This is a genomic window from Pseudomonas sp. Ma2-10 (assembly GCF_054330215.1).
The window spans coordinates 39,402-60,974 of the sequence record NZ_JBTEYL010000028.1; the positions used below are offsets into that span (position 1 = coordinate 39,402).

27 protein-coding genes and 1 pseudogene are annotated in these 21,573 nt (G+C 61.2%); 25 read left to right on the plus strand and 3 right to left on the minus strand.

The features are described 5' to 3' along the window. Positions 1-30: 30 nt before the first annotated feature. Both ACXPVS_RS23945 and ACXPVS_RS23950 read left to right on the plus strand, forming a co-directional pair. Positions 31-516, plus strand: coding sequence for a chemotaxis protein CheW (locus ACXPVS_RS23945; RefSeq protein WP_322221603.1), 486 nt, complete (start codon positions 31-33; stop codon positions 514-516). Further along, positions 517-909 carry a DUF2802 domain-containing protein gene (locus ACXPVS_RS23950; protein WP_458512103.1) on the plus strand — a complete coding sequence of 131 codons (393 nt, stop codon included), beginning with the start codon at positions 517-519 and terminating at the stop codon, positions 907-909. It begins immediately after the preceding gene. 35 nt (positions 910-944) lie between these two features. Here the strand turns inward: ACXPVS_RS23950 and ACXPVS_RS23955 are convergent, their stop codons facing one another. Together ACXPVS_RS23955 and fliK are read right to left on the minus strand one after the other, a co-directional pair. Beyond that, positions 945-1,274: an EscU/YscU/HrcU family type III secretion system export apparatus switch protein gene (locus ACXPVS_RS23955; protein ID WP_458512104.1), complete on the minus strand. Its 330-nt coding sequence runs from the start codon at positions 1,272-1,274 to the stop codon at positions 945-947. Then, positions 1,271-2,845 carry a flagellar hook-length control protein FliK gene (fliK, locus tag ACXPVS_RS23960; RefSeq protein ID WP_458512105.1) on the minus strand — a complete coding sequence of 525 codons (1,575 nt, stop codon included), beginning with the start codon at positions 2,843-2,845 and terminating at the stop codon, positions 1,271-1,273. The genes ACXPVS_RS23955 and fliK overlap by 4 nt, the downstream gene beginning before the upstream one ends. A 197-nt stretch (positions 2,846-3,042) precedes the next feature. Here fliK and ccmA point away from each other — a divergent pair, with 197 nt between their 5' ends. The 23 genes from ccmA to phnP all read left to right on the plus strand — a co-directional run bounded on the left by ccmA (position 3,043) and on the right by phnP (position 21,136). Further along, positions 3,043-3,678, plus strand: a complete 636-nt coding sequence (gene ccmA, locus ACXPVS_RS23965; protein ID WP_458512106.1) for a cytochrome c biogenesis heme-transporting ATPase CcmA — start codon at positions 3,043-3,045, stop codon at positions 3,676-3,678. After that, positions 3,675-4,343: a heme exporter protein CcmB gene (ccmB, locus tag ACXPVS_RS23970; protein WP_111451895.1), complete on the plus strand. Its 669-nt coding sequence runs from the start codon at positions 3,675-3,677 to the stop codon at positions 4,341-4,343. The genes ccmA and ccmB overlap by 4 nt, the downstream gene beginning before the upstream one ends. 78 nt (positions 4,344-4,421) lie before the next feature. Beyond that, the gene (locus tag ACXPVS_RS23975; RefSeq protein ID WP_458512107.1) at positions 4,422-5,177 is read left to right on the plus strand and encodes a heme ABC transporter permease; all 756 of its coding nucleotides are present in this window, start codon (positions 4,422-4,424) and stop codon (positions 5,175-5,177) included. Then, positions 5,174-5,350, plus strand: coding sequence for a heme exporter protein CcmD (gene ccmD, locus ACXPVS_RS23980; RefSeq protein WP_008055370.1), 177 nt, complete (start codon positions 5,174-5,176; stop codon positions 5,348-5,350). Before ACXPVS_RS23975 ends, ccmD begins: the two co-directional genes overlap by 4 nt. After that, positions 5,347-5,802, plus strand: a complete 456-nt coding sequence (ccmE, locus tag ACXPVS_RS23985) for a cytochrome c maturation protein CcmE (protein ID WP_458512108.1) — start codon at positions 5,347-5,349, stop codon at positions 5,800-5,802. The genes ccmD and ccmE overlap by 4 nt, the downstream gene beginning before the upstream one ends. A gap of 3 nt (positions 5,803-5,805) precedes the next feature. Next, a complete protein-coding gene (locus tag ACXPVS_RS23990; RefSeq protein WP_458512109.1) occupies positions 5,806-7,794 on the plus strand; it encodes a heme lyase CcmF/NrfE family subunit in 1,989 nt (662 codons plus the stop codon). Beyond that, the gene (locus tag ACXPVS_RS23995) at positions 7,791-8,327 is read left to right on the plus strand and encodes a DsbE family thiol:disulfide interchange protein (RefSeq protein WP_458512110.1); all 537 of its coding nucleotides are present in this window, start codon (positions 7,791-7,793) and stop codon (positions 8,325-8,327) included. Before ACXPVS_RS23990 ends, ACXPVS_RS23995 begins: the two co-directional genes overlap by 4 nt. Then, complete coding sequence (locus tag ACXPVS_RS24000) at positions 8,324-8,797, plus strand: cytochrome c-type biogenesis protein (protein ID WP_458512111.1); 474 nt, start codon at positions 8,324-8,326, stop codon at positions 8,795-8,797. The genes ACXPVS_RS23995 and ACXPVS_RS24000 overlap by 4 nt, the downstream gene beginning before the upstream one ends. Beyond that, complete coding sequence (gene ccmI, locus ACXPVS_RS24005) at positions 8,790-9,992, plus strand: c-type cytochrome biogenesis protein CcmI (protein WP_458512112.1); 1,203 nt, start codon at positions 8,790-8,792, stop codon at positions 9,990-9,992. The genes ACXPVS_RS24000 and ccmI overlap by 8 nt, the downstream gene beginning before the upstream one ends. 14 nt (positions 9,993-10,006) lie before the next feature. Next, positions 10,007-10,405, plus strand: coding sequence for a hypothetical protein (locus ACXPVS_RS24010; protein ID WP_458512113.1), 399 nt, complete (start codon positions 10,007-10,009; stop codon positions 10,403-10,405). 236 nt (positions 10,406-10,641) lie between these two features. After that, on the plus strand, positions 10,642-11,475 hold the full coding sequence (phnC, locus tag ACXPVS_RS24015) for a phosphonate ABC transporter ATP-binding protein (protein WP_458512114.1): 834 nt from the start codon (positions 10,642-10,644) through the stop codon (positions 11,473-11,475). Positions 11,476-11,518: 43 nt separating this feature from the next. Further along, positions 11,519-12,535, plus strand: a complete 1,017-nt coding sequence (phnD, locus tag ACXPVS_RS24020) for a phosphonate ABC transporter substrate-binding protein (protein ID WP_458512115.1) — start codon at positions 11,519-11,521, stop codon at positions 12,533-12,535. An 80-nt stretch (positions 12,536-12,615) separates the two neighbouring features. Further along, on the plus strand, positions 12,616-13,398 hold the full coding sequence (phnE, locus tag ACXPVS_RS24025; protein WP_458512116.1) for a phosphonate ABC transporter, permease protein PhnE: 783 nt from the start codon (positions 12,616-12,618) through the stop codon (positions 13,396-13,398). Positions 13,399-13,434: 36 nt separating this feature from the next. Further along, positions 13,435-14,139, plus strand: coding sequence for a phosphonate metabolism transcriptional regulator PhnF (gene phnF / locus ACXPVS_RS24030; RefSeq protein ID WP_458512117.1), 705 nt, complete (start codon positions 13,435-13,437; stop codon positions 14,137-14,139). 14 nt (positions 14,140-14,153) lie between these two features. After that, entirely contained in the window at positions 14,154-14,600 is a 447-nt protein-coding gene (gene phnG / locus ACXPVS_RS24035; protein ID WP_458512118.1) for a phosphonate C-P lyase system protein PhnG, read from the plus strand. Beyond that, positions 14,600-15,199, plus strand: coding sequence for a phosphonate C-P lyase system protein PhnH (gene phnH / locus ACXPVS_RS24040; RefSeq protein ID WP_458512119.1), 600 nt, complete (start codon positions 14,600-14,602; stop codon positions 15,197-15,199). Before phnG ends, phnH begins: the two co-directional genes overlap by 1 nt. Then, positions 15,199-16,275, plus strand: a complete 1,077-nt coding sequence (locus ACXPVS_RS24045; protein WP_458512120.1) for a carbon-phosphorus lyase complex subunit PhnI — start codon at positions 15,199-15,201, stop codon at positions 16,273-16,275. The genes phnH and ACXPVS_RS24045 overlap by 1 nt, the downstream gene beginning before the upstream one ends. Beyond that, entirely contained in the window at positions 16,268-17,140 is an 873-nt protein-coding gene (locus ACXPVS_RS24050) for an alpha-D-ribose 1-methylphosphonate 5-phosphate C-P-lyase PhnJ (RefSeq protein WP_458512121.1), read from the plus strand. Before ACXPVS_RS24045 ends, ACXPVS_RS24050 begins: the two co-directional genes overlap by 8 nt. Next, the gene (gene phnK, locus ACXPVS_RS24055) at positions 17,137-17,946 is read left to right on the plus strand and encodes a phosphonate C-P lyase system protein PhnK (RefSeq protein ID WP_458512122.1); all 810 of its coding nucleotides are present in this window, start codon (positions 17,137-17,139) and stop codon (positions 17,944-17,946) included. The genes ACXPVS_RS24050 and phnK overlap by 4 nt, the downstream gene beginning before the upstream one ends. A gap of 29 nt (positions 17,947-17,975) precedes the next feature. Beyond that, a complete protein-coding gene (phnL, locus tag ACXPVS_RS24060; RefSeq protein WP_458512123.1) occupies positions 17,976-18,695 on the plus strand; it encodes a phosphonate C-P lyase system protein PhnL in 720 nt (239 codons plus the stop codon). Next, positions 18,685-19,827, plus strand: a complete 1,143-nt coding sequence (locus tag ACXPVS_RS24065; RefSeq protein ID WP_458512124.1) for an alpha-D-ribose 1-methylphosphonate 5-triphosphate diphosphatase — start codon at positions 18,685-18,687, stop codon at positions 19,825-19,827. The genes phnL and ACXPVS_RS24065 overlap by 11 nt, the downstream gene beginning before the upstream one ends. After that, positions 19,827-20,396, plus strand: coding sequence for a phosphonate metabolism protein/1,5-bisphosphokinase (PRPP-forming) PhnN (gene phnN / locus ACXPVS_RS24070; protein WP_458512125.1), 570 nt, complete (start codon positions 19,827-19,829; stop codon positions 20,394-20,396). Before ACXPVS_RS24065 ends, phnN begins: the two co-directional genes overlap by 1 nt. Then, positions 20,387-21,136: a phosphonate metabolism protein PhnP gene (phnP, locus tag ACXPVS_RS24075; protein ID WP_458512126.1), complete on the plus strand. Its 750-nt coding sequence runs from the start codon at positions 20,387-20,389 to the stop codon at positions 21,134-21,136. Before phnN ends, phnP begins: the two co-directional genes overlap by 10 nt. On the opposite strand, the pseudogene ACXPVS_RS24080 reads toward phnP, so the two are convergent. Next, positions 21,105-21,529, minus strand: a pseudogene (locus tag ACXPVS_RS24080) (LysR family transcriptional regulator). The gene phnP and the pseudogene ACXPVS_RS24080 overlap by 32 nt on opposite strands. Between the last annotated feature and the right edge of the window lie 44 nt (positions 21,530-21,573).

A 21,573-nucleotide genomic window follows, 5' to 3' on the forward strand; every position in this document is an offset into this window, starting at 1 on the left:
CGCTAGGGCGGTTTTTCGAGGGGTCAGGGTATGAATGATAAGGCGTCGTCTGCAAAGGGTTCCGAAGATCCGATCCTGCAATGGGTAACCTTCAAGCTGGACAATGAAACCTACGGCATCAACGTGATGCGCGTTCAGGAAGTCCTGCGTTACACCGAAATCGCCCCGGTCCCGGGTGCCCCGAGCTACGTGCTGGGCATCATCAACCTGCGCGGTAACGTGGTCACCGTGATCGACACCCGTCAGCGCTTCGGCCTGATGAATGCCGAGATCAGCGATAACACCCGTATCGTCATCATCGAAGCCGACAAGCAAGTGGTCGGGATCATGGTCGACAGCGTGGCCGAAGTGGTTTACCTGCGTCAGTCGGAAATCGAGACTGCGCCGAACGTCGGGAACGAAGAATCCGCCAAGTTTATTCAAGGCGTGTGCAACAAGAACAACGAACTGCTGATCCTGGTCGAGCTGGACAAGATGATGAGCGAAGAAGAATGGTCGGACCTGGAGAGCATCTGATTGATTCTTGAGGTGGCGGTCATTGTCCTGTTCCTGTTCTGGGCAGGCACGCTGGCGATGTTTCTGGCGTACATACGAGGCCAACGACTGATTGTCGCGCAACAGGCCCAGGGAGATGCGCTGCGCGATCAGCGCATCAAGGACCTGGCCAAGCGCGTCGACGACTACCAGAACGGCAACGTGCGCATGGGTGAAGACCTGCACGAGTTGCGCGCGGTGATTGGCCCGTTGCCGGACAAACTGGCTCAGTTGGAACAGCGCGACCCCTCGAGCCTGTCGTTTGCCCAGGCGGCGCGATTGGTGGGGATGGGTGCGAGCGTCGATGAACTGACTCAGTCTTGTGGCTTGACCCAGGCTGAGGCGGAATTGATGAGTAAGTTGCACAAGAACTGACGCCTGCCCAAGATCGTTCCCACGCGTGGGAACGATTAATCGTCATCCCCGCGATCAGTAACATCCTTTTCTACGTGCAGCGCATCCGGATCCTGCCCCTCGGGAAATTTCCCCTTCAAATTCCACGCAAACGCGATAATCTCGGCAATCGTGCGGTACAACTCCTGCGGAATACTCTCCCCCAATTCCATCCGCGCCAGCAGTTTCACCAGCTCGGCATTCTCATAGATCGGTACTTCGCATTCGCGGGCAATCTTCAGTATGGCTTCGGCCAGAGCTTCGTCACCTTTGGCCGTGAGGGTTGGGGCGTGGCTGCCGTCGTATTTGAGGGCGATGGCCTGGCGCGGGGTGTTGGGGTTTTTCATGCGGTTTCGTCGACCCAGCGTTGTTCGAGACGGGTTTGAGGGCCTTGTGGTGGTGTGCCGAGATGGCAATCGAGATCGCCGACGTTGAGGCCGGACGCCAGCAAGCGTTCGCGTAACCCGGGCAGATTGCTGTCGATCAGGCCAGCGGTGTAGGGGCGTTCGGCCCATAGCTGGCCGGACAGGCTGCCGTTGATCAGTTGCGCCTGTATTTGCAACGGGCCCAAGGGCTCCATATCGAACGCCAGGTCCACTCGCCACAATTGTTGTTTGGGTTCGCGCTCGTCGCAGCGTTCGTTTTGCTGTTCTTTCTCGGGCGCTTCTTCGCGCTGGAACTTGACCTGCAACGGCACAATATCCTGCAGATTGCGCATCGGAATTTCCAGTTGCCAGGTGCTCATCAACCGTCCGTCGTCAGTGACGCCGGTCTGTTCCAGGCTCGACAGTTGATGGCTTTGCAGGCGTGAAACCGCCGCTGCCGCTAAACGCAGCAAGTGTTCGAGGTCGCCTTCGCCGTCCATGCTTTGTAACAAGCGCTCGGGCAGCGGGAAGCGGGTTGGCAGCGGTTTGGCGCTGACCTGGCCGAGCATGCCGAGGGCGCTGCGCACGAAGTTTGGCATGGCCTGGGCCAGTGTGTTGGCGGCAATGATCGCGTTGAGATTGGTATTGGCTGGCAGGCCTGGCGTCAATTGTGCGATCAGCTTGAGCAGATCGCCTTTCATGTCCGGGGCCAATGTCGGGTTCTGACCGCTGAGCAACTTGGCTTCAAGGAACAGGCCACTATTGGCCAGCGCCTGGGCCAGGCCCTTTGGCGTGCTGAGTTGCTGAATGTCGGGCAGACCGGCGAGCAACTTGTCGACGGCGGCACGCAACTCACTGGATGTTTGGTTCGAAGACGGCAGGTTTTGCAGGAGTTTGAGCAGGCCATCCAGCGAGCCTTGACGGCTCTGTTGGTTGACCAGTTGTTGGGTCACCGCCAATTGCTCCTGGCGGCTGCTCAATGGCACAAATTTCAATGTATGGGTGTCCTGCACCAGCGCGCTCAGCAACGTGCCGATGCGCAGCGGCGTCGGGCTGTCGATGCTCAGGGTGCTGCCGCTCAGCGCGGTGTTGAGCAAGCTCACCATCGAACGAAACACCGCAGGCTGGCCCGGGACCTGCGGCAACACCTGAGAGGTCAGCACTTTGCCTTGCAGCAGCGTGCCGATCGGCAGTTGCGCCGTGTCGATACGGGTGAGGGTGGCGACACTGGAGGCGATGGCCTGTTGCACGGTGACGGCCAGGTTACCCGCCGATGGCTGGGTAATCGCCAGGCTGGTGCCTTGCGGCAGCGGCAGGTTACTGGTCGCTTGCACGGTGGTCTGACGGCCGCTGTCGAGGGTGACCTTGAGCAACAGTTGAAAGGTTTGATCCGCCTGCTTGAGCGAAAGCACTTCGGCCTTGGCGGTCTGGCCGGCAGTGATCAGACCCTCCATCGGGGTCAGTAACTTCAGCAGGTCGCTACTCACCACCAGCGGTCGCGAAGTCGCGGGCGTGGTTTGCGGTAGCGCAAGGATGTTCATTTCGCCTGTCATACGCGGTCACAACCTGAGGAAATTGCCCTCTTTAGAGTAGGGCACGGCATGTATAATGCTGCCCCGCTGTATCCGGGGCGCTGAAAACATATCAAATACTTGATCCAGCTCCTTAGAACGGGCCGCCAATGCATTTATCCTGCATATCTTTAACGGCCGCTCCACTGCCGACTTGAACCCAAAAGGCCCGTGATCTCTTGACCAGTCCTGTCCTGCAAACCGTTGCCCTCGCCTGTGAGCGAGACCTTCGGCTGCTCTTCGAAAATCTCGAATTGAGACTGGCCAGTGGCGAAATGTTGCAAATCAGCGGCCCCAACGGCAGTGGCAAAACCAGCCTTTTACGTCTGCTTTGCGGTCTGATGCAACCGACTGCCGGTCAGGTGTTGCTCAACGGCCAGCCGTTGAGCGAGCAGCGCTTCGAGCTGGCGCGTAACCTGCTGTGGATCGGCCATGCCGCCGGGATCAAGGATCTGCTGACGCCGCAAGAGAATCTGAGCTGGCTGTGCGCTTTGCACCAACCGGCCTCCCATGAGGCGATCTGGCAGGCGCTGACGGCTGTCGGACTGCGCGGTTTCGAGGATGTTCCTTGCCACACACTGTCTGCGGGGCAGCAACGCCGGGTCGCGTTGGCGCGGTTGTACCTGGAAAGCCCTCCACTGTGGATCCTCGATGAGCCATTCACCGCGCTCGACAAGCAAGGCGTGGCGCAACTCGAAGAACACCTGGCCGCACACTGCGAGCGCGGCGGCATGGTGGTCTTGACCACTCACCATACGCTGACCCGGATGCCGGCCGGTTATCGCGACATTGATCTGGGGAACTGGGCCGTATGAGAGTTTTCGGTCTGTTAGTCGCCCGTGAAGCCCGATTGTTGTTCCGCCGTCCGGCGGAGTTGGCCAATCCGCTCGTCTTCTTCGCGATCGTCGTGTCCCTGTTCCCGTTGGCGGTGGGACCCGAGTCTCAATTGTTGCAAACCTTGTCTCCGGGACTGGTCTGGGTAGCGGCTCTTTTATCGGTTTTACTCTCGCTGGACGGGCTTTTCCGCAGTGATTTCGAAGACGGATCGCTTGAGCAGTGGGTCCTTTCGTCGCACCCCCTGCCTCTTCTGGTTTTGGCCAAGGTACTGGCACACTGGTCCTTCTCTGGCCTGGCACTGGTTTTGCTCGCTCCATTACTGGCATTGATGCTGGGTTTGCCAACCGCCTGTCTGCCGGTGTTGCTGCTTTCTTTGTTGCTGGGTACACCGGTGCTGAGCCTGCTCGGTGCGGTGGGCGCAGCCCTGACGGTGGGGTTGAAGCGCGGTGGCCTGTTGCTGGCGCTGCTGATTCTGCCGTTGTACATCCCGGTATTGATTCTTGGCAGTGGCGCCTTGCAGGCGGCATTGCAGGGAATGCCGGCGACCGGTTATCTCCTGTGGCTTGGTAGCCTGACCGCCCTGGCGATAACCCTGACACCTTTTGCAATAGCTGCTGGCCTGAAGATCAGCGTCGGCGAATAATGAGGTCTGATCAAATATTGATCAGCAAAGACCCTTCGCTGCTCGTGATGGCGAGCAGCAACCGTGATGGAAACAGTAATGAACTGGACTTGGTTTCATAAGCTCGGCTCGCCCAAATGGTTTTACGGCATCAGCGGCAAACTGCTGCCGTGGCTGAGTGTCGCGGCGTTGCTGCTGATCAGTGTTGGTGTCGTTTGGGGCCTGGCCTTCGCGCCGCCGGACTACCAGCAAGGCAACAGCTTTCGCATCATTTATATCCACGTTCCGGCCGCCATGCTGGCCCAGTCCATCTACGTGACGCTGGCGATCTGTGGCATCGTCGGGCTGGTCTGGAAGATGAAACTGGCCGACGTCGCCCTGCAATGCGCGGCGCCCATCGGCGCCTGGATGACCGCCGTGGCGCTGGTCACAGGCGCGATCTGGGGCAAAGCGACCTGGGGCTCGTGGTGGGTATGGGATGCACGAATTACGTCCATGCTTATTCTGCTGTTTCTGTACTTCGGTCTTATTGCGCTGGGCAACGCGATCAGCAATCGTGACAGCGCGGCCAAGGCCTGCGCGGTGCTGGCGATTGTCGGCGTGATCAACATCCCGATCATCAAATACTCGGTGGAGTGGTGGAACACCCTGCACCAGGGCGCGACGTTCACCCTCACTGAAAAACCGGCGATGCCCGCCGAGATGTGGCTGCCACTGCTGCTGACGGTGCTGGGTTTCTACTGTTTCTTCGGCGCGGTGTTACTGCTGCGCATGCGTCTTGAAGTGCTCAAGCGCGAAGCCCGCGCCAGTTGGGTCAAGGCCGAAGTGCAGAACAGTCTGGAGACCGCTCGATGAGTTTTGCTTCATTCGGCGACTTCCTCGCCATGGGCCATCATGGCCTGTATGTCTGGTCAGCCTATGGCATCTGCCTGGCGGTGCTGGCCCTCAACGTGGCGGCGCCAATCCTGGCCCGCAAGCGGTATCTGCAACAAGAGGCGCGTCGTTTGCGCCGGGAGAACGGCAAGTGAATCCGCTGCGCAAAAAGCGTCTTATCATCATTCTCGCGATCCTGGTCGGTGTCGGTGCTGCTGTCGGCCTGGCCCTGAGCGCCCTGCAGCAGAACATCAATCTGTTTTACACCCCGACTCAGATCGCCAACGGCGAAGCCCCGCAAGACACGCGCATCCGCGCGGGCGGCATGGTTGAGAATGGTTCGCTGCAACGTTCCGGCGATTCGCTGGACGTGAAATTCATCGTCACTGACTTCAATAAATCCGTCACCATCACTTATCGCGGCATCCTTCCGGACCTGTTCCGCGAAGGGCAGGGCATCGTTGCCCTGGGCAAGCTCAACGCCGACGGTGTGGTGGTGGCCGACGAAGTGCTGGCCAAGCACGATGAAAAGTACATGCCGCCGGAAGTGACCAAGGCTTTGAAAGACAGTGGTCAATCTGCCCCAACGCCCGCGAAGGAGGGTTGATCGATGACGTCCGGACTCTATATTCCTGAACTCGGCCATCTGGCCATGATTCTGGCGCTGTGTTTCGCGCTGGTTCAGGCCATTGTGCCGTTGCTCGGCGCCTGGCGCGGTGACCGCTTGTGGATGAGCCTCGCTCAGCCGGCCGCCTGGGGGCAATTCGCATTTCTGCTGTTCTCCTTCGGTTGCCTGACTTACGCGTTCATGGCCGACGACTTCTCTGTCGATTACGTCGCCAGTAACTCCAACAGCGCCTTACCGTGGTACTACAAGTTCAGCGCCGTATGGGGCGCGCACGAAGGTTCGTTGCTGCTGTGGGCCTTGATTCTCGGCGGCTGGACCTTCGCGGTGTCGGTGTTCTCCCGACAGTTGCCGCAAGTGATGCTGGCTCGCGTGCTGGCGGTGATGGGCATGATCAGCACGGGTTTCCTGCTGTTCCTGATCCTTACATCCAACCCGTTTGCACGGATCCTGCCGCAGATTCCCGCGGACGGTCGTGACCTCAATCCCTTGTTGCAAGACATCGGTCTGATCGTTCATCCGCCGATGCTGTACATGGGCTATGTCGGTTTCTCCGTGGCGTTCGCTTTCGCCATCGCTGCACTGCTGGGCGGTCGTCTTGATGCGGCGTGGGCTCGCTGGTCCCGTCCGTGGACCATCGTCGCCTGGGCCTTCCTCGGTATCGGTATCACCCTCGGTTCGTGGTGGGCGTACTACGAACTTGGCTGGGGCGGCTGGTGGTTCTGGGACCCGGTGGAAAACGCGTCCTTCATGCCTTGGCTGGTGGGTACGGCGCTGATTCACTCGTTGGCGGTCACGGAAAAACGTGGCGTGTTCAAGAGCTGGACCGTGTTGCTGGCCATCGCTGCCTTCTCGTTGAGCTTGCTGGGAACCTTCCTCGTGCGTTCTGGAGTGCTGACCTCGGTTCACGCCTTTGCCTCCGACCCTGAGCGCGGCGTGTTCATCCTGATTTTCCTGCTGTTTGTGGTCGGCGGTTCGCTGACCCTGTTCGCCCTGCGCGCACCGGTGGTCAAGAGCCAGGTCGGCTTCAACCTCTGGTCCCGGGAAACCCTGCTGCTGGGTAACAACCTGGTGCTGGTGGTGGCGGCTTCGATGATCCTGCTGGGCACGTTGTATCCGCTGATTCTCGATGCAATGACCGGCGCCAAGCTGTCGGTCGGCCCGCCGTATTTCAACGCACTGTTCATCCCGTTGATGGCCTTGCTGATGATGGTGATGGCGGTCGGCATGTTGGTGCGCTGGAAAGACACCCCGGTCAAATGGCTGGTGGGCATGCTGACCCCGGTGTTGCTCGGCAGCGCCGCGCTGGCCGTGGTAGCCGGTGTCGCTTATGGCGATTTCAATTGGGCAGTGATTGCGACGTTCATGCTCGCCGCCTGGGTGTTGCTGGCCGGTGTGCGTGACATCGTCGACAAGACTCGCCACAAAGGCCTGATCAAAGGCCTGCCGACCCTGACTCGCAGCTATTGGGGCATGCAGATCGCTCACATTGGCATCGCCGTGTGCGCCCTTGGCGTCGTGCTGTCGAGCCAGAACAGTGCCGAGCGCGACCTGCGTCTGGCGCCAGGCGAGTCCATGGACCTGGGCGGTTATCACTTCGTATTTGAAGGCGCCAAGCATTTCGAAGGCCCGAACTTTACGTCCGACAAGGGCACCGTGCGGGTGATCCGCGATGGCAAGGAAGTCAGCGTGCTGCACCCGGAGAAACGCCTCTACACCGTGCAGAATTCGGTGATGACCGAAGCCGGGATCGACGCCGGTTTCACCCGCGACCTCTACGTCGCACTCGGCGAACCGTTGGGTGATGGCGCCTGGGCCGTTCGCGTCCACGTCAAACCGTTCGTGCGCTGGATCTGGTTCGGTGCGTTGCTGACCGGTGCCGGTGGATTGCTGGCGGCGCTGGATCGCCGTTACCGGGTCAAGGTGAAAAGCCGTGTGCGTGAAGCACTGGGCGTGACGGGAGCCACGGCATGAGACGTTGGTTGATGCTCTTGCCACTGGCGGTTTTTCTGGTGGTGGCTGTTTTCCTTTATCGCGGTCTCTATCTGGACCCGGCCGAGTTGCCTTCGGCGATGATCAACAAGCCGTTCCCGGAGTTTTCCTTGCCTGCCGTGCAGGGCGACAAGACCCTGACCAAGGCCGACATTCTGGGCAAGCCAGCATTGGTCAATGTCTGGGGCACCTGGTGCATTTCTTGCCGGGTCGAGCATCCGGTGCTGAATAAACTGGCCGAGAAGGGCGTGGTGATCTACGGCATCAACTACAAGGACGTCAACGCTGACGCCTTGAAGTGGCTGGTGGAATTTCACAACCCCTACCAGCTCGATATCCGCGACGACGAAGGCACCTTGGGCCTGAACCTCGGCGTTTATGGCGCTCCGGAAACCTTCTTCATCGACGCCAAGGGCATCATCCGCGACAAGTTCGTTGGCGTGATCGACGAACAGGTCTGGCGCGAAAAACTGGCGGCCAAGTATCAGGCGCTGGTTGACGAGGCCAAGCCATGAAACGCTGGATAGCCGCCGCGATATTGGGTTTGAGCATGGCCGGCGTGGCGCACGCGGCCATCGACACCTACGAGTTCGCCAAAGAAGGTGATCGTGAGCGTTTTCGCGAGCTGACCAAGGAGCTGCGTTGCCCCAAGTGCCAGAATCAGGACATTGCCGATTCCAACGCACCGATTGCCGCTGACCTGCGCAAAGAGATTTTTCGCATGCTCGGCGAGGGCAAGGACAACCAGCAGATCATCGATTTCATGGTCGACCGCTATGGTGATTTCGTCCGCTACAAACCTGCTCTGAACGCCAAGACTGCTGTGCTGTGGTTCGGCCCTGCCGGCCTGCTGCTGGGCGGTTTTGTGATCATCGCCGTGATCGTCCGGCGTCGTCGCGTGCAACGCGCTGACACCAAGGATGAGCTCTCTGCCGAGGAGCGTGAGCGCCTCGACCACCTGTTGGATAAAACCAAGAATGATTGATTTCTGGCTCGCTGCAGGTCTGCTACTTCTGGTCGCCCTGAGTTTTCTGCTGATTCCTGTTCTGCGTGGTCGTCGCGCCCAGCTTGAAGAGGATCGTACGGCCCTGAACGTCGCCCTGTATCAGGAGCGCGTGGCTGAGTTGCAGACTCAGCAGGAAGAGGGCGTTCTTGACGCCACGCAAATGGACACCGGTCGCGCCGAAGCCGCCCGTGAATTGCTCGCCGACACCGAAGGCGTCGAGGCGCCACGCGTGTCCCGCCTGGGCAAACCGTGGCCCTTGCTGGCGGCGATTCTGGTGCCGGTGTTGGGTCTTAGCCTGTACCTGCATTTCGGCGCCAGCGACAAGGTCGAACTGACCCGCGAATTCTCCCAGGCGCCGCAGTCGATGGAAGAGATGACCCGTCGCCTGGAGCGTGCAGTCGAGGCTCAGCCGGATTCGGCTGAAGGTTTGTACTTCCTCGGTCGCACCTACATGGCTCAGGATCGTCCTGGCGATGCGGCGAAGATCTTCGAACGCACGGTGAACCTGGCCGGTCGTCAACCGGAACTGTTGGGGCAATGGGCGCAGGCTCAATACTTCGCCGATGGCAAGAAGTGGTCGGACAAGGTTCAGGCCCTGACCGACGAAGCACTCAAAGCCGATCCGAAAGAAGTCACCAGTCTTGGCTTGCTCGGTATTGCTGCCTTTGAAAGCCAGCGTTATCAAGACGCCATCGACTACTGGAATCGCCTGCTGGCGCAACTGCCACCGGAGGACAGTTCCCGCGCCGCTCTGCAAGGCGGCATCACTCGGGCTACCGAGAAACTCGAAGCCAGCGGCGCCAAGGTGGCCCAGGCGCCCGCCGCCAAGGTGGCGGCACTGCTCAAGGTGCGAGTGGATCTGGCACCAGAGCTGAAAGCCAAGGTTCAGCCGGGCGACAGCGTATTCATCTTCGCCCGCGCCACCGCAGGGCCTCCGGCTCCTCTGGCCGCCAAGCGCCTGACCGTGGCCGACTTGCCGGCGACCGTCGAGCTGGGCGATGCCGACGCAATGATGCCGCAGTTGAAACTGTCGAACTTCCCTGAAGTCCAACTGGTTGCGCGCATTTCTCGCGCCGGCCAACCAACTGCCGGCGAATGGATCGGTCGCAGCGAGCCTCTGGCCAGCAGCACCACTGCGCAGCAACAACTGACCATCGACAGCCCGGACAAATGACAGGAAACGCCACTATGACCGCCATCGCTCGTATCACCCTGCTCAGTATGGTTTTAGGGTTAAGCGCTTGCGTGGTCCAGCCGCAGCAGCCTGAACGGCTGCCACCGATCCCGACGTCGAAGCCGCGTCCGACGCCGTCCCCGATACCGGGCAAGCCGAGTATTCCGGCCAAGCCCGCCAAACCGCTGCCACGCACCTCCGCCAGCTTCGCGCCGCCACCGGGTGGCAACAGCCATTGGGATGCCAAGCTCGGCGTGTACGTACTCGATGATCAGACCAACACCTTCTACCGCCAGCGCACGTACTATCGCTGGGACAACGGCTGGAGCCGGTCGATCAGCCCGAACGGGCCATGGGAAGAGACAGACATCCATGGCGTGCCGGGCGGATTGGGGCGGCAATTCGGGCAATAACAGCAAGCACAGAACAAGGCGACCTTCGGGTCGCCTTTTTTTTGCCCGCAGAAAATCAACTGTGAACCCGCTCCCACAGGGGGGCGGTGTTTTTCAGAACTCAACCTTTCACAAAACCTTCATCAAATGGCCCATCCAGCGACTTGTGCAAGTCATAGGGCTGACACAACCCATGCCTAAAGTCGGTTGAACTTCAAAGCGGCCAGGGACGGCTGTTCAACCAGACAGAGAAGCCCATGAACGCAGCTATCCATGTCGATCATCTGAACAAGACCTTTGCGCGCAAGACCGCACTGGTCGACCTCGAACTCACCATCGCAACCGGTGAGATGGTCGCGCTGATTGGCGCTTCCGGCTCCGGCAAATCCACCTTGCTGCGGCACCTCGCGGGCCTGGCCTGTTGCGATCGCAACAACGGGGGCAGCGTCAAGGTGCTGGGGCGGGAAGTGCAGGCCTCCGGGCGACTGAACGGCAAGGTCCGTCGCTTGCGCGCCGATATCGGCTACATCTTCCAGCAGTTCAACCTGGTCAACCGCCTCAGCGTGCTCGATAACGTGCTGCTCGGTTGCCTGGGGCGTATGCCGCGTTGGCGCGGCAATTTGTGCCTGTTCAATGCCGAGGAAAGGCAATTCGCACTGGAGTCCCTGGACCGTGTCGGCCTGGCCGATCTGGCCGCGCAGCGGGCGTCCACCTTGTCTGGCGGCCAACAGCAACGCGTGGCGATTGCCCGGGCGCTGACCCAGCGCGCCGAGGTGATTCTGGCCGATGAACCGATCGCCTCCCTGGACCCGGAGTCGGCGCGCAAGGTCATGGAAATCCTCGCTGACATCAACCGCCGCGACGGCAAGACTGTGGTGGTAACCCTGCATCAAGTCGATTACGCCACGCGCTATTGCCCGCGTGCCGTCGCTCTCAAGGGCGGCCGGATTCATTTTGACGGCCTCGCCGCTGACCTGAGCAGTCAGTTCCTCAATGATTTGTATGGTGCCGACATCGACACCAGCCTGATGTTTTCCGACCAGATACGTCGTCGCGAACCCGCGCCGCGCTTGGTGCTGGCTCGCGTGTGAGTACCTCCACTTCCTTAACTACGCACCCTCAGGAATCCATTCCATGTTGAACCGTATCGGTCGCGTTGTTGCTGGCGCCGCGCTACTCGCCAGCTGTGTGCTGGGCACTGCCCAGGCTGAAGAAAAAGCCATCAACTTCGGCATCATGTCCACCGAGTCTTCGCAGAATCTGAAAAGTATCTGGCAGCCGTTTCTTGACGATATGCAGAAGAAAACCGGCCTGACGATCAACGCCACCTTCGCCTCCGACTATGCCGGCCTGATCCAGGGCATGCGCTTCAACAAGGTCGACGTCGCCTGGCTCGGCAACAAGGCCGCCATTGAAGCGGTGGACCGTTCCAACGGCGAGATCTTCGCCCAGACCGCTGCCGCCAGCGGTGCCGCCGGGTATTGGAGCGTGCTGATCGTGCGCAAGGACAGCCCGATCAACTCCGTCGACGACATGCTGAAAAACGCCAAGTCCCTGACCTTCGGCAACGGCGATCCGAACTCCACGTCCGGCTATCTGGTGCCGGGCTACTACGTCTTCGCGAAGAACCATGTCGACGCCGCCACCGCGTTCAAACGCACCCTCAACTCCAGCCATGAGGTCAACGCCTTGAGCGTGGCCAAAGGGCAACTGGATGTCGCGACCTTCAACACCGAAAGCTGGGATCGTCTGGAAGTGACCCAGCCGGACAAGGCTGCACTGCTCAAGGTGATCTGGAAGTCGCCGTTGATCCCCGCCGACCCACTGGTATGGAGCAAGGCCCTGAGCGACAGCGAGAAGACCAAGATCCGCGATTTCATCTTCAGCTATGGCGACATCGACGCCGAGAAAGCAGTGCTTGCGGGTATGCAACTCGGCAAGTTCCTGAAGTCCAGCGACGACCAGTTGCTGCCGATCCGTCAGCTTGAACTGTTCAAGCAGCGCACCACCGTCAATACCGACTCAAAGCTTGACGCGGCGGACAAGGCCAAGAAGCTCGCCGATATCGACGCCGAACTGGCGAAGCTGCAGGAGCGCCTGACCTTGCTCGAAAAAACCCACACTGAGAAGAGTGCAGCCAACGCTGGCTGATACGCGGCTCACTCCTACAGGTTTTTGTACCCGCCATGAATTGTGCATCACCTCTTTGAACGCTTTTTAAGAGAAACCTCATGACCACTCTTCACGCTGAAGCTGTCGGCAAGCGCACCTGGCCGCAGTTCGCCGGTTGGGGCCTGTTTCTGGTCCTGCTGACCTGGGCCTGGCACGGCGCCGAGATGAACCCGATGGCGCTGTATCGCGACTCGGGAAACATGGCGACCTTCGCCGCTGATTTCTTCCCGCCGGACTTCCACGAATGGCGCTCCTACCTCAAGGAAATGATCGTCACCGTACAAATCGCCCTGTGGGGCACGGTACTGGCGATTGTCTGCTCGATTCCCCTGGGGATTCTCTGTTCGGAAAACATCACCCCCTGGTGGATTCACCAACCACTGCGCCGGGTGATGGACGCGTTCCGTTCGATTAACGAAATGGTCTTCGCCATGTTGTTCGTGGTGGCCGTCGGGTTGGGACCGTTTGCCGGTGTTCTGGCGCTGTGGATCAGCACCACCGGTGTGCTTGCCAAGCTGTTTGCCGAAGCGGTCGAGGCCATCGACCCGGGGCCGGTTGAAGGGGTTCGCGCCACCGGTGCCAGCGCCCTGCAAGAGGTGATCTACGGGGTGATACCGCAGGTGATGCCGCTGTGGGTGTCCTACGCGCTCTACCGCTTCGAGGCCAACGTGCGCTCCGCGACGGTGGTGGGGATGGTCGGTGCCGGCGGGATCGGGGTGATTCTCTGGGAGAACATCCGCTCCTTTCAGTTTGTCCAGACGTGTGCAGTCTTGCTCGTGATCATCGTCGTGGTGAGCCTGATCGACATCCTGTCGCAACGCCTGCGCAAGCAGTTCATCTGAATTTCGGAGGGGTGCCCGTGGGCGCTTTTTTTAAGCATGCAGTTGTCTAGACAAGATGAGCCGGTGTACCGCGAATTGGCCGACATCCTACGCCGTGAGCTGGCCGATTATCAGGCCGGGGACTTCCTGCCGGCGGAGGTGCAGTTGGCTGACCGCTTCGGGGTCAACCGCCATACCTTGCGCCGCGCCATTGATGAGTTGGTGTTCGAAGGCAGCCTGTTGCGCCGCCAGGGCAAGGGCACGCAGGTGCTGGAGCGGCCACTGATTTATCCGATGGCCGCCGACAGCGCTTACAGCCAGTCGTTGTCCGCACAAGGGCTGGGGGTTGAGGCGGTATTGCTCAAGCGTCGCTACTGCTTCGCCAGCCGTGAAGAAGCGCAGCACTTAGGGCTTGCCGAGATGGCGTCGATGATCGAGTTGCAGACTTTGCGCAAGCTCGATCACCAACCGGTCAGCCTGATCCGCCATCGCTACTGCGCCAGCCATGCGCCGATGCTGGCGGACTACACCGGCGGCTCATTGCGCCAGTACCTCAGCGAACGGGATCTGCCGTTGACCCGAACACTGAGCCTGATAGGCGCCCGTTTGCCCAGCCGCGAAGAAGCCGCGTTGCTGATGATGCCCCGGCATTTGCCGGCGCTGAGTGTGTTCACCCTTTCCCGCGACCGCGACGGCCGCCCGGTGGAGCTGGCCCAGTCCACCAGCCGTTCGGATCGCTTCCAGTACCAGGTCGTCACCTGATGGAGAATTCAACGATGAACGCTACTCCTTACTCGGCGCGGCAGCACTGGATCGGCGTGTTGGCCCGCGCCCGTCGCAGTGAATTGCAGCCTCACGAAGCGGCGCTGCGAGACGTCGAGTACCAATTGATCCGTGCCCCGGAAATCGGCATGACCCTGGTCCGTGGCCGCATGGGCGGCAACGGTGCGCCGTTCAACGTCGGCGAAATGAGCGTGACCCGCTGCGTGGTGCGTCTGGCCGATGGTCGTACCGGTTTCAGCTACCTGGCGGGGCGCGACAAGGTCCACGCCGAATTGGCGGCGCTGGCCGACGCGCATTTGCAGGGCGCGCAACAGTGTCACTGGCTGGCGGAAATGATCACGCCGTTGGCGACCGCCCAGGCCGAACGCCGGGCGCAGAAAGCGGCCGAAACCGCCGCCACCAAAGTTGAATTCTTCACCCTCGTGCGAGGAGAAAACTGATGAGCGCACAGCTGTTGCAACCGGCCTTCACCGACCCGGTGCTGGATGCCCAACGTGGTTTTCGCGCGGCACTGAAGGCGCTGGCCGGCCCCGGATTGATCCAGACATTGCACGACATTCCAGGCATCGAAGGGCTGGCACCGGCCACCTACGCGTTGTGCCTGGCGCTGCTGGATGTCGACACGGCGCTGTGGCTGGCGCCGTCCTTCGACACACCGGTGATCCGCGCCAACCTGGCGTTCCACTGTGGCTGCCCGCTGACATCACGCCGTGAAGCTGCGCGGTTCGCCTTGCTCGACGCAGAGGATCTGCTCGACCTCAGCGGCTTCGACCTTGGCAATGACCGCTACCCCGATCAGTCCTGCACCTTGCTGGTTCAGTTGCCGAGCCTCGACGGCGGGGAAGGGCTGGCCTGGCGCGGACCGGGAATCGAGACCGAACACGTGGTCAGCCTGCCGCTGCCCGACCGCGCCTGGCGCGAGCGCGAGCAGCGCAACGACTTCCCCCGTGGGCTGGATCTGTTTTTCGCCGCCGGCCATGACCTTCTCGGCCTGCCGCGCAGCACGCGGGTCGCCCACGCAGAACAGGAGCGTGCCTGATGTACGTAGCCGTCAAGGGTGGCGAACAGGCCATCGACAATGCCCACCGTCTACTGGCGAAAAAACGCCGGGGCGATACCTCGGTCACAGAACTGAGCGTCGAGCAAATCCGCCAGCAACTGCCGCTGGCCGTGGCGCGGGTGATGAGCGAGGGCTCGCTGTACGACGAAGAACTCGCCGCGCTGGCGATCAAGCAAGCGGCGGGCGACTTGGTGGAAGCGATCTTCCTGCTGCGCGCCTATCGCACCACGTTGCCGCGTTTCAGCCCGAGCCTGCCGATCGACACGTCCGACATGCAGCTCAGCCGGCGCCTGTGCGCGACCTTCAAGGATGTGCCGGGCGGGCAACTGCTAGGGCCGACCTTCGATTACACCCATCGCTTGCTGGACTTTGCCTTGCTCGCCGAGGGCGAATACCCGGGGCCGCAGATCATGCCAAGCGCCAGCCTCGAACCGTGCCCGCGAGTCTTGGGTTTGCTGGCCAAGGAAGGCTTGATCAAGAACGAGTCCGACAACAACGACAGCGTCGCCGACATCACCCGCGACCCGCTGGAACTGCCGGCCAGCCGCGCCGAACGTTTGCAGGCACTGGCCCGTGGCGATGAGGGTTTTCTGTTGGCGCTGGGCTATTCCACCCAACGCGGATATGGCCGAAACCACCCGTTCGCCGGGGAGATTCGCATCGGTGACGTCGAGGTCTGGATCGACCCAGAAGAACTGGGTTTCCCGATCAATCTGGGCAGCATCGAAGTCACCGAGTGCGAGATGGTCAACCAGTTTGTCGGCTCGGCCACCGAGCTGGCGCAGTTCACGCGCGGCTACGGTTTGGCCTTCGGACATGCCGAGCGCAAGGCCATGGGCATGGCGCTGGTCGACCGCGCACTGCGTGCCGGTGAATACAACGAAGAGATCGTGTCCCCGGCGCAACAGGAAGAGTTCGTGCTGATGCATTGCGACAACGTTGAAGCCGCCGGCTTTGTGTCGCACCTCAAATTACCTCACTACGTGGACTTCCAGGCCGAACTGGAGCTGATCCGCAAACTGCGCAAGCCTGCCGAGGGCCACAGCCATGAATGACCTGAGCCAGGCGCCAACCCGCGATGCGGCGTACAACTTCGCCTACCTCGACGAACAGACCAAACGCATGATCCGTCGCGCCTTGCTCAAGGCTGTGGCGATCCCCGGTTATCAGGTGCCGTTCGGTGGCCGCGAGATGCCGTTGCCTTACGGCTGGGGCACCGGCGGCATGCAACTGACCGCCGCGATTCTCGGTGCCGAAGACGTGCTCAAAGTCATCGACCAGGGCGCGGACGACACCACCAACGCGGTGTCGATCCGCCGCTTCTTCGCCCGTACCGCTGGCGTCGCGACGACTGAAAGCACGCCGGACGCGACGGTGATCCAGACCCGCCACCGTATCCCGGAAACCCCGTTGCACGCCGATCAGATCATGGTCTACCAAGTGCCGATTCCGGAACCGCTGCGCTTTATCGAACCCTCGGAAACCGAGACCCGGACCATGCACGCCCTCAATGATTATGGGGTGATGCACGTCAAGCTCTACGAGGACATCGCCACCTTCGGCCACATCGCTACCGCTTACGCCTACCCGGTGATGGTCGACGAGCGCTACGTGATGGACCCGTCGCCGATCCCCAAATTCGACAACCCGAAACTCGACATGAGCCCGGCACTGATGCTGTTCGGCGCGGGTCGGGAAAAGCGTCTGTACGCGGTGCCGCCGTACACCAAGGTCACCAGCCTCGACTTCGAGGATCACCCCTTCGAAGCGCAGAAGTGGGAGGAGTGCTGCGCCATTTGCGGCAGCCACGAATCCTTCCTCGATGAGTTGATTCTCGACGACGCCGGCACCCAGAGCTTCGTCTGTTCCGACACCTATTACTGCGCCCAGCGCGTCAGCCAGCAGGAGCAGGGCCAATGAACCAGGCGCTGAAAAATGATCTGTCCGTGAACACGGCCGAGCCGCTGTTGCAGGTGCGCAATCTGTCACTGCTGTATGGCCCGGAAAAGGGCTGTCAGGACGTCAGCTTCGACTTGTATCCCGGTGAAGTGCTGGGGATTGTCGGCGAGTCTGGCTCGGGTAAATCGACCTTGTTGTCGCTGCTCAGCGGACGCCTGCCGCCACAGCGCGGCAGCATCGGTTACCGCGACAAACAGGACCAATGGCTGGACCTGTACAGCGCCAGCGAAGCCGAACGCCGGACTTTGTTGCGCACCGAATGGGGCTTTGTCGAACAGAACCCGCGTGACGGCTTGCGCATGGGCGTGTCGGCCGGCGCCAACATCGGCGAGCGTCTGATGGCCCAAGGCGTGCGCAATTACCAGCAATTGCGCGGGGCAGGCATCGACTGGCTGAGCCAGGTGGAAATCGACCCACAGCGCATCGACGACTTACCTCGGACGTTCTCGGGCGGCATGCAACAGCGGCTGCAAATTGCTCGCAACCTGGTGTCGAGCCCGCGCCTCGTATTCATGGACGAACCCACTGGCGGTCTCGACGTGTCGGTGCAAGCGCGCTTGCTCGATTTGCTGCGTGGCCTGGTGCGTGAACTGGACCTGGCGGTGGTGATCGTCACTCACGACTTGGCGGTGGCCCGATTGCTGGCCGACCGACTGATGGTGATGCGCCGCTCGCGGGTGGTGGAAACCGGCCTGACCGATCAGGTCCTCGACGATCCGCAGCACCCTTATTCGCAACTGCTGGTGTCTTCGGTGTTGCAGCCGTGAAGCCCCGTCCATCTGTGGAAATCCGAGCGATGAATACCTTGATTGAGGTCCGTGACCTCTCGAAAACCTTCACCCTGCATCAACAGCACGGTGTGGTCTTGAACGTGCTGCGCGGGGTGGATTTCAGTGTGGCGGGCGGTGAGTGTCTGGTGCTGCATGGTCAGTCCGGTGCCGGTAAAAGCACCTTGTTGCGCACGCTGTATGGCAATTACTTGCCGGCGGGCGGCAGTATTCGCGTACAGCACGACGGTCACTGGCTGGAGTTGGTGGGCGCCGCGCCGCGTGACATTCTTCAGGTGCGTCAGCGGACCCTGGGTTATGTCAGTCAGTTCCTGCGGGTGATTCCGCGCGTGGCCTGCCTGGACGTGGTGATGGAGCCGGCCCTGGCTCGTGGCTGGTCGAAAGAACTAGCGCAGACGCGGGCCGAATTGCTGCTCAGCCGCCTGAACATTCCGCAGCGTCTGTGGCAATTGGCGCCCGGCACTTTCTCGGGTGGCGAGCAGCAACGGGTCAACATTGCCCGCGGCTTCATGGTGGCTTGGCCGGTGATGTTGCTCGACGAACCGACAGCGTCCCTCGACGACATCAATCGCCAGGTTGTGCTGGAACTGATGAACGAAGCGAAAACCGCCGGTGCCGCCTTGATTGGCATCTTCCACGACCGCACCGCCCGCGAGGCGGTTGCCGATCGCCATCTCGACATGACCCCAGCCGCTGTGAACCACGAGGAGTACGCCGATGCCCGCTGAACAGATTCTCAGCAACGCCCGCCTAGTGACCGCTGACCGTGTGTTCCTCGGTACTCTTGTGCTGCGCGACGGGTTGATTACCGAAGTCGCTGAAGGCTCGAGCCGCTTGTCTCAGGCCCAGGATCTCAACGGTGATTACTTGCTGCCGGGCCTGGTGGAGTTGCACACCGACAACCTGGAAAAACACATGACCCCTCGCCCCGGCGTGGACTGGCCGTCGACCTCGGCGGTGCTCAGCCACGATGCGCAGATCATCGCAGCCGGCATCACTACCGTGTTCGACGCCGTGTCTATCGGTGACGTAAACCCCAAAGGTAATCGCATGCAGAAATTGCCGGCGATGCTTGAGGCGATCTCCAGCGCTTCCGACGCCGGGCTGACCCGCGCCGAACACCGTCTGCACCTGCGTTGCGAGGTGTGTCACCCGGACACCCTGAGTGTGTTCCGTGATCTGGTGGAGCACCCGCTGGTGCAGCTGGTGTCGGTGATGGACCACGCGCCAGGTCAGCGTCAGTTCGTCATGGAGTCCAAGTACCGCGAGTACTACATGGGCAAGTACCACCTGACGACGACACAGATGGATGAATTCATCGTCCTGCAGAAGGCCAACTCCCGCGAATACAGCACCCGCTATCGCGCGGCGATTGTGGCGCATTGCCTGGCCCGTGGCCTGTCGGTGGCCAGCCATGACGACGCGACCCTGGCCCACGTCGAAGAGTCGGCGCGCTACGGCATGACCATCGCCGAGTTCCCTACCACCCTCGAAGCGGCGCGCGGCAGCCAACAACAGGGCATGAAGGTACTGATGGGCGCACCGAACATTGTTCGCGGCGGTTCCCATTCGGGCAACGTCGCTGCCGCTGACCTGGCTGCTGAAGGATTGCTGGACATTCTTTCCAGTGATTACTACCCGGCCAGTCTGCTGCAAGCGGCGTTTTTACTGGCGTCCCAAAGCGAATGCGACCTGGCTCAGACGGTGCGCATGGTGACGTTGGCCCCGGCCAGAGCGGCAGGGCTGAGCGATCGCGGCGAGATTGCGCCGGGCTTGCGCGCGGACTTGCTGCAAGCCAGGACCCAGGATGGGCTGCCGGTCGTTCAACAAGTCTGGCGACAAGCGAAGAGGGTGTTTTGATGGCGGGCAGGTTGATCTATCTCATCGGACCTTCAGGTTCGGGCAAGGACAGCCTGCTGGATGCCGCACGCACACCGTTGACCGAACGTGGCTGTCGCATCGTGCGGCGGGTCATTACCCGCTCGCCGGAAGCGGTGGGCGAGGCGGCGCATGGCGTCAGCGCCGAGCAGTTCGCCGAACTGGAGGTTCAGGGCGCGTTTGCCCTGAGCTGGCACGCCAATGGTTTGTCCTACGGCATTTCACGGGAAATCGACGACTGGCTGGCGGCGGGGCAGGACGTGCTGCTCAACGGTTCGCGCGCTCATCTGCCGCAAACCCGCCAGCGATATCCAGACGCGCTGGTGCTGTTACTGACCGTCGATCAAGCCGTATTGCGCCAGCGACTGCTGGCGCGTGGGCGTGAATCTGTGAGCGAGATTGATCAGCGACTGGCGCGCAATGCGCGTTTCAGTGAGCGTCTGCTGATCGATCACGGTCCGGCAATGCATTTGCTGGATAACTCTGCAGCTCTGGAGGGCACGGTCGAACGCCTGCTGGCCTGCATCGACGAGCATTGCGTATGCGTCTGACATTGCTGGGCACCGGTGACGCCCGGCAGGTGCCGGTTTACGGCTGCGAGTGCGTGGCCTGCATTCATGCCCGCAACGATGAACGATTCAGGCGTGGACCTTGCAGCGCGCTGATTGAATGCGGCGACCAGCGCTGGCTCATCGACAGCGGATTGCCCGACCTGACCGAACGCTTCCCGCCTCGCAGCTTCAACGGCATTTTCCAGACCCACTACCACGCTGATCACGCCCAAGGCCTGCTGCACTTACGCTGGGGCCAGGGGCTGGTGATTCCGGTTCACGGCCCGGTGGACCCGGAAGGCCTGGCCGACCTCTACAAACACCCCGGCATTCTCGATTTCAGTCAGCCGTTCAACCCTTTTGAAACCCGCCAGTTTGGCGGCCTCAGCGTCACAGCGTTACCGCTGCAGCACTCCAAGCCGACCCTCGGTTATGTGCTGGAAGGAGAGGGGCGAAGGATCGCCTACCTGACCGACACCGTGGGCTTGCCATCGGCCACAGCTGAATGGCTGCAACGAGTACCGCTGGACCTGCTGGTTCTCGACTGCTCAATGCCGCCACAACCTCAAGCGCCACGTAACCACAATGACCTGACGCTGGCGTTGCGGTGTATCGAAGACTTGCAACCGGCGTCGGCGGTGTTGACGCACGTCGGGCATACGCTGGATGCGTGGCTGCTGGAGCATGGGGGGGAGTTGCCGCCCAGGGTTACGGTGGCTTTTGATGGTTGCGTTTTGTAGCGCAGCAGGCATTTGTGGTTTGTGTCAGTGCTCTTTTTGTCAGCAACCCCTGCACATACTCCACAAACGCCCGAGCCTTCGCGCTGGCCATTCTTCCGGTAGGAAACACCGCCCACAAATCCTGGTTCGGCAGGGTCCAATCCGTCACCACTTCCCTGACGGCACCACTGGCCAGTTCCGGGGCAAACATCCATTCGGAGGCCATGGTCAGCCTGAGGTGGGCGTCAGGCCTCAGGTCGAGCGCAACAGCAGTCGCACGGCAAGGCGTGATTCGAGTTGCGCAATGGCTTTCGACACGGCGGGCGGGCCGATATTCAGACGCCGGACGCCGGCGCAAAACGAGCCGGTTTCCACGACGTAGACGAAGGTTTCCATTGCGGCGAGACGGTCCATTTGAAGCCCTTGTACAGGCTCACTCCTACAGGAGGGGTGTGTTG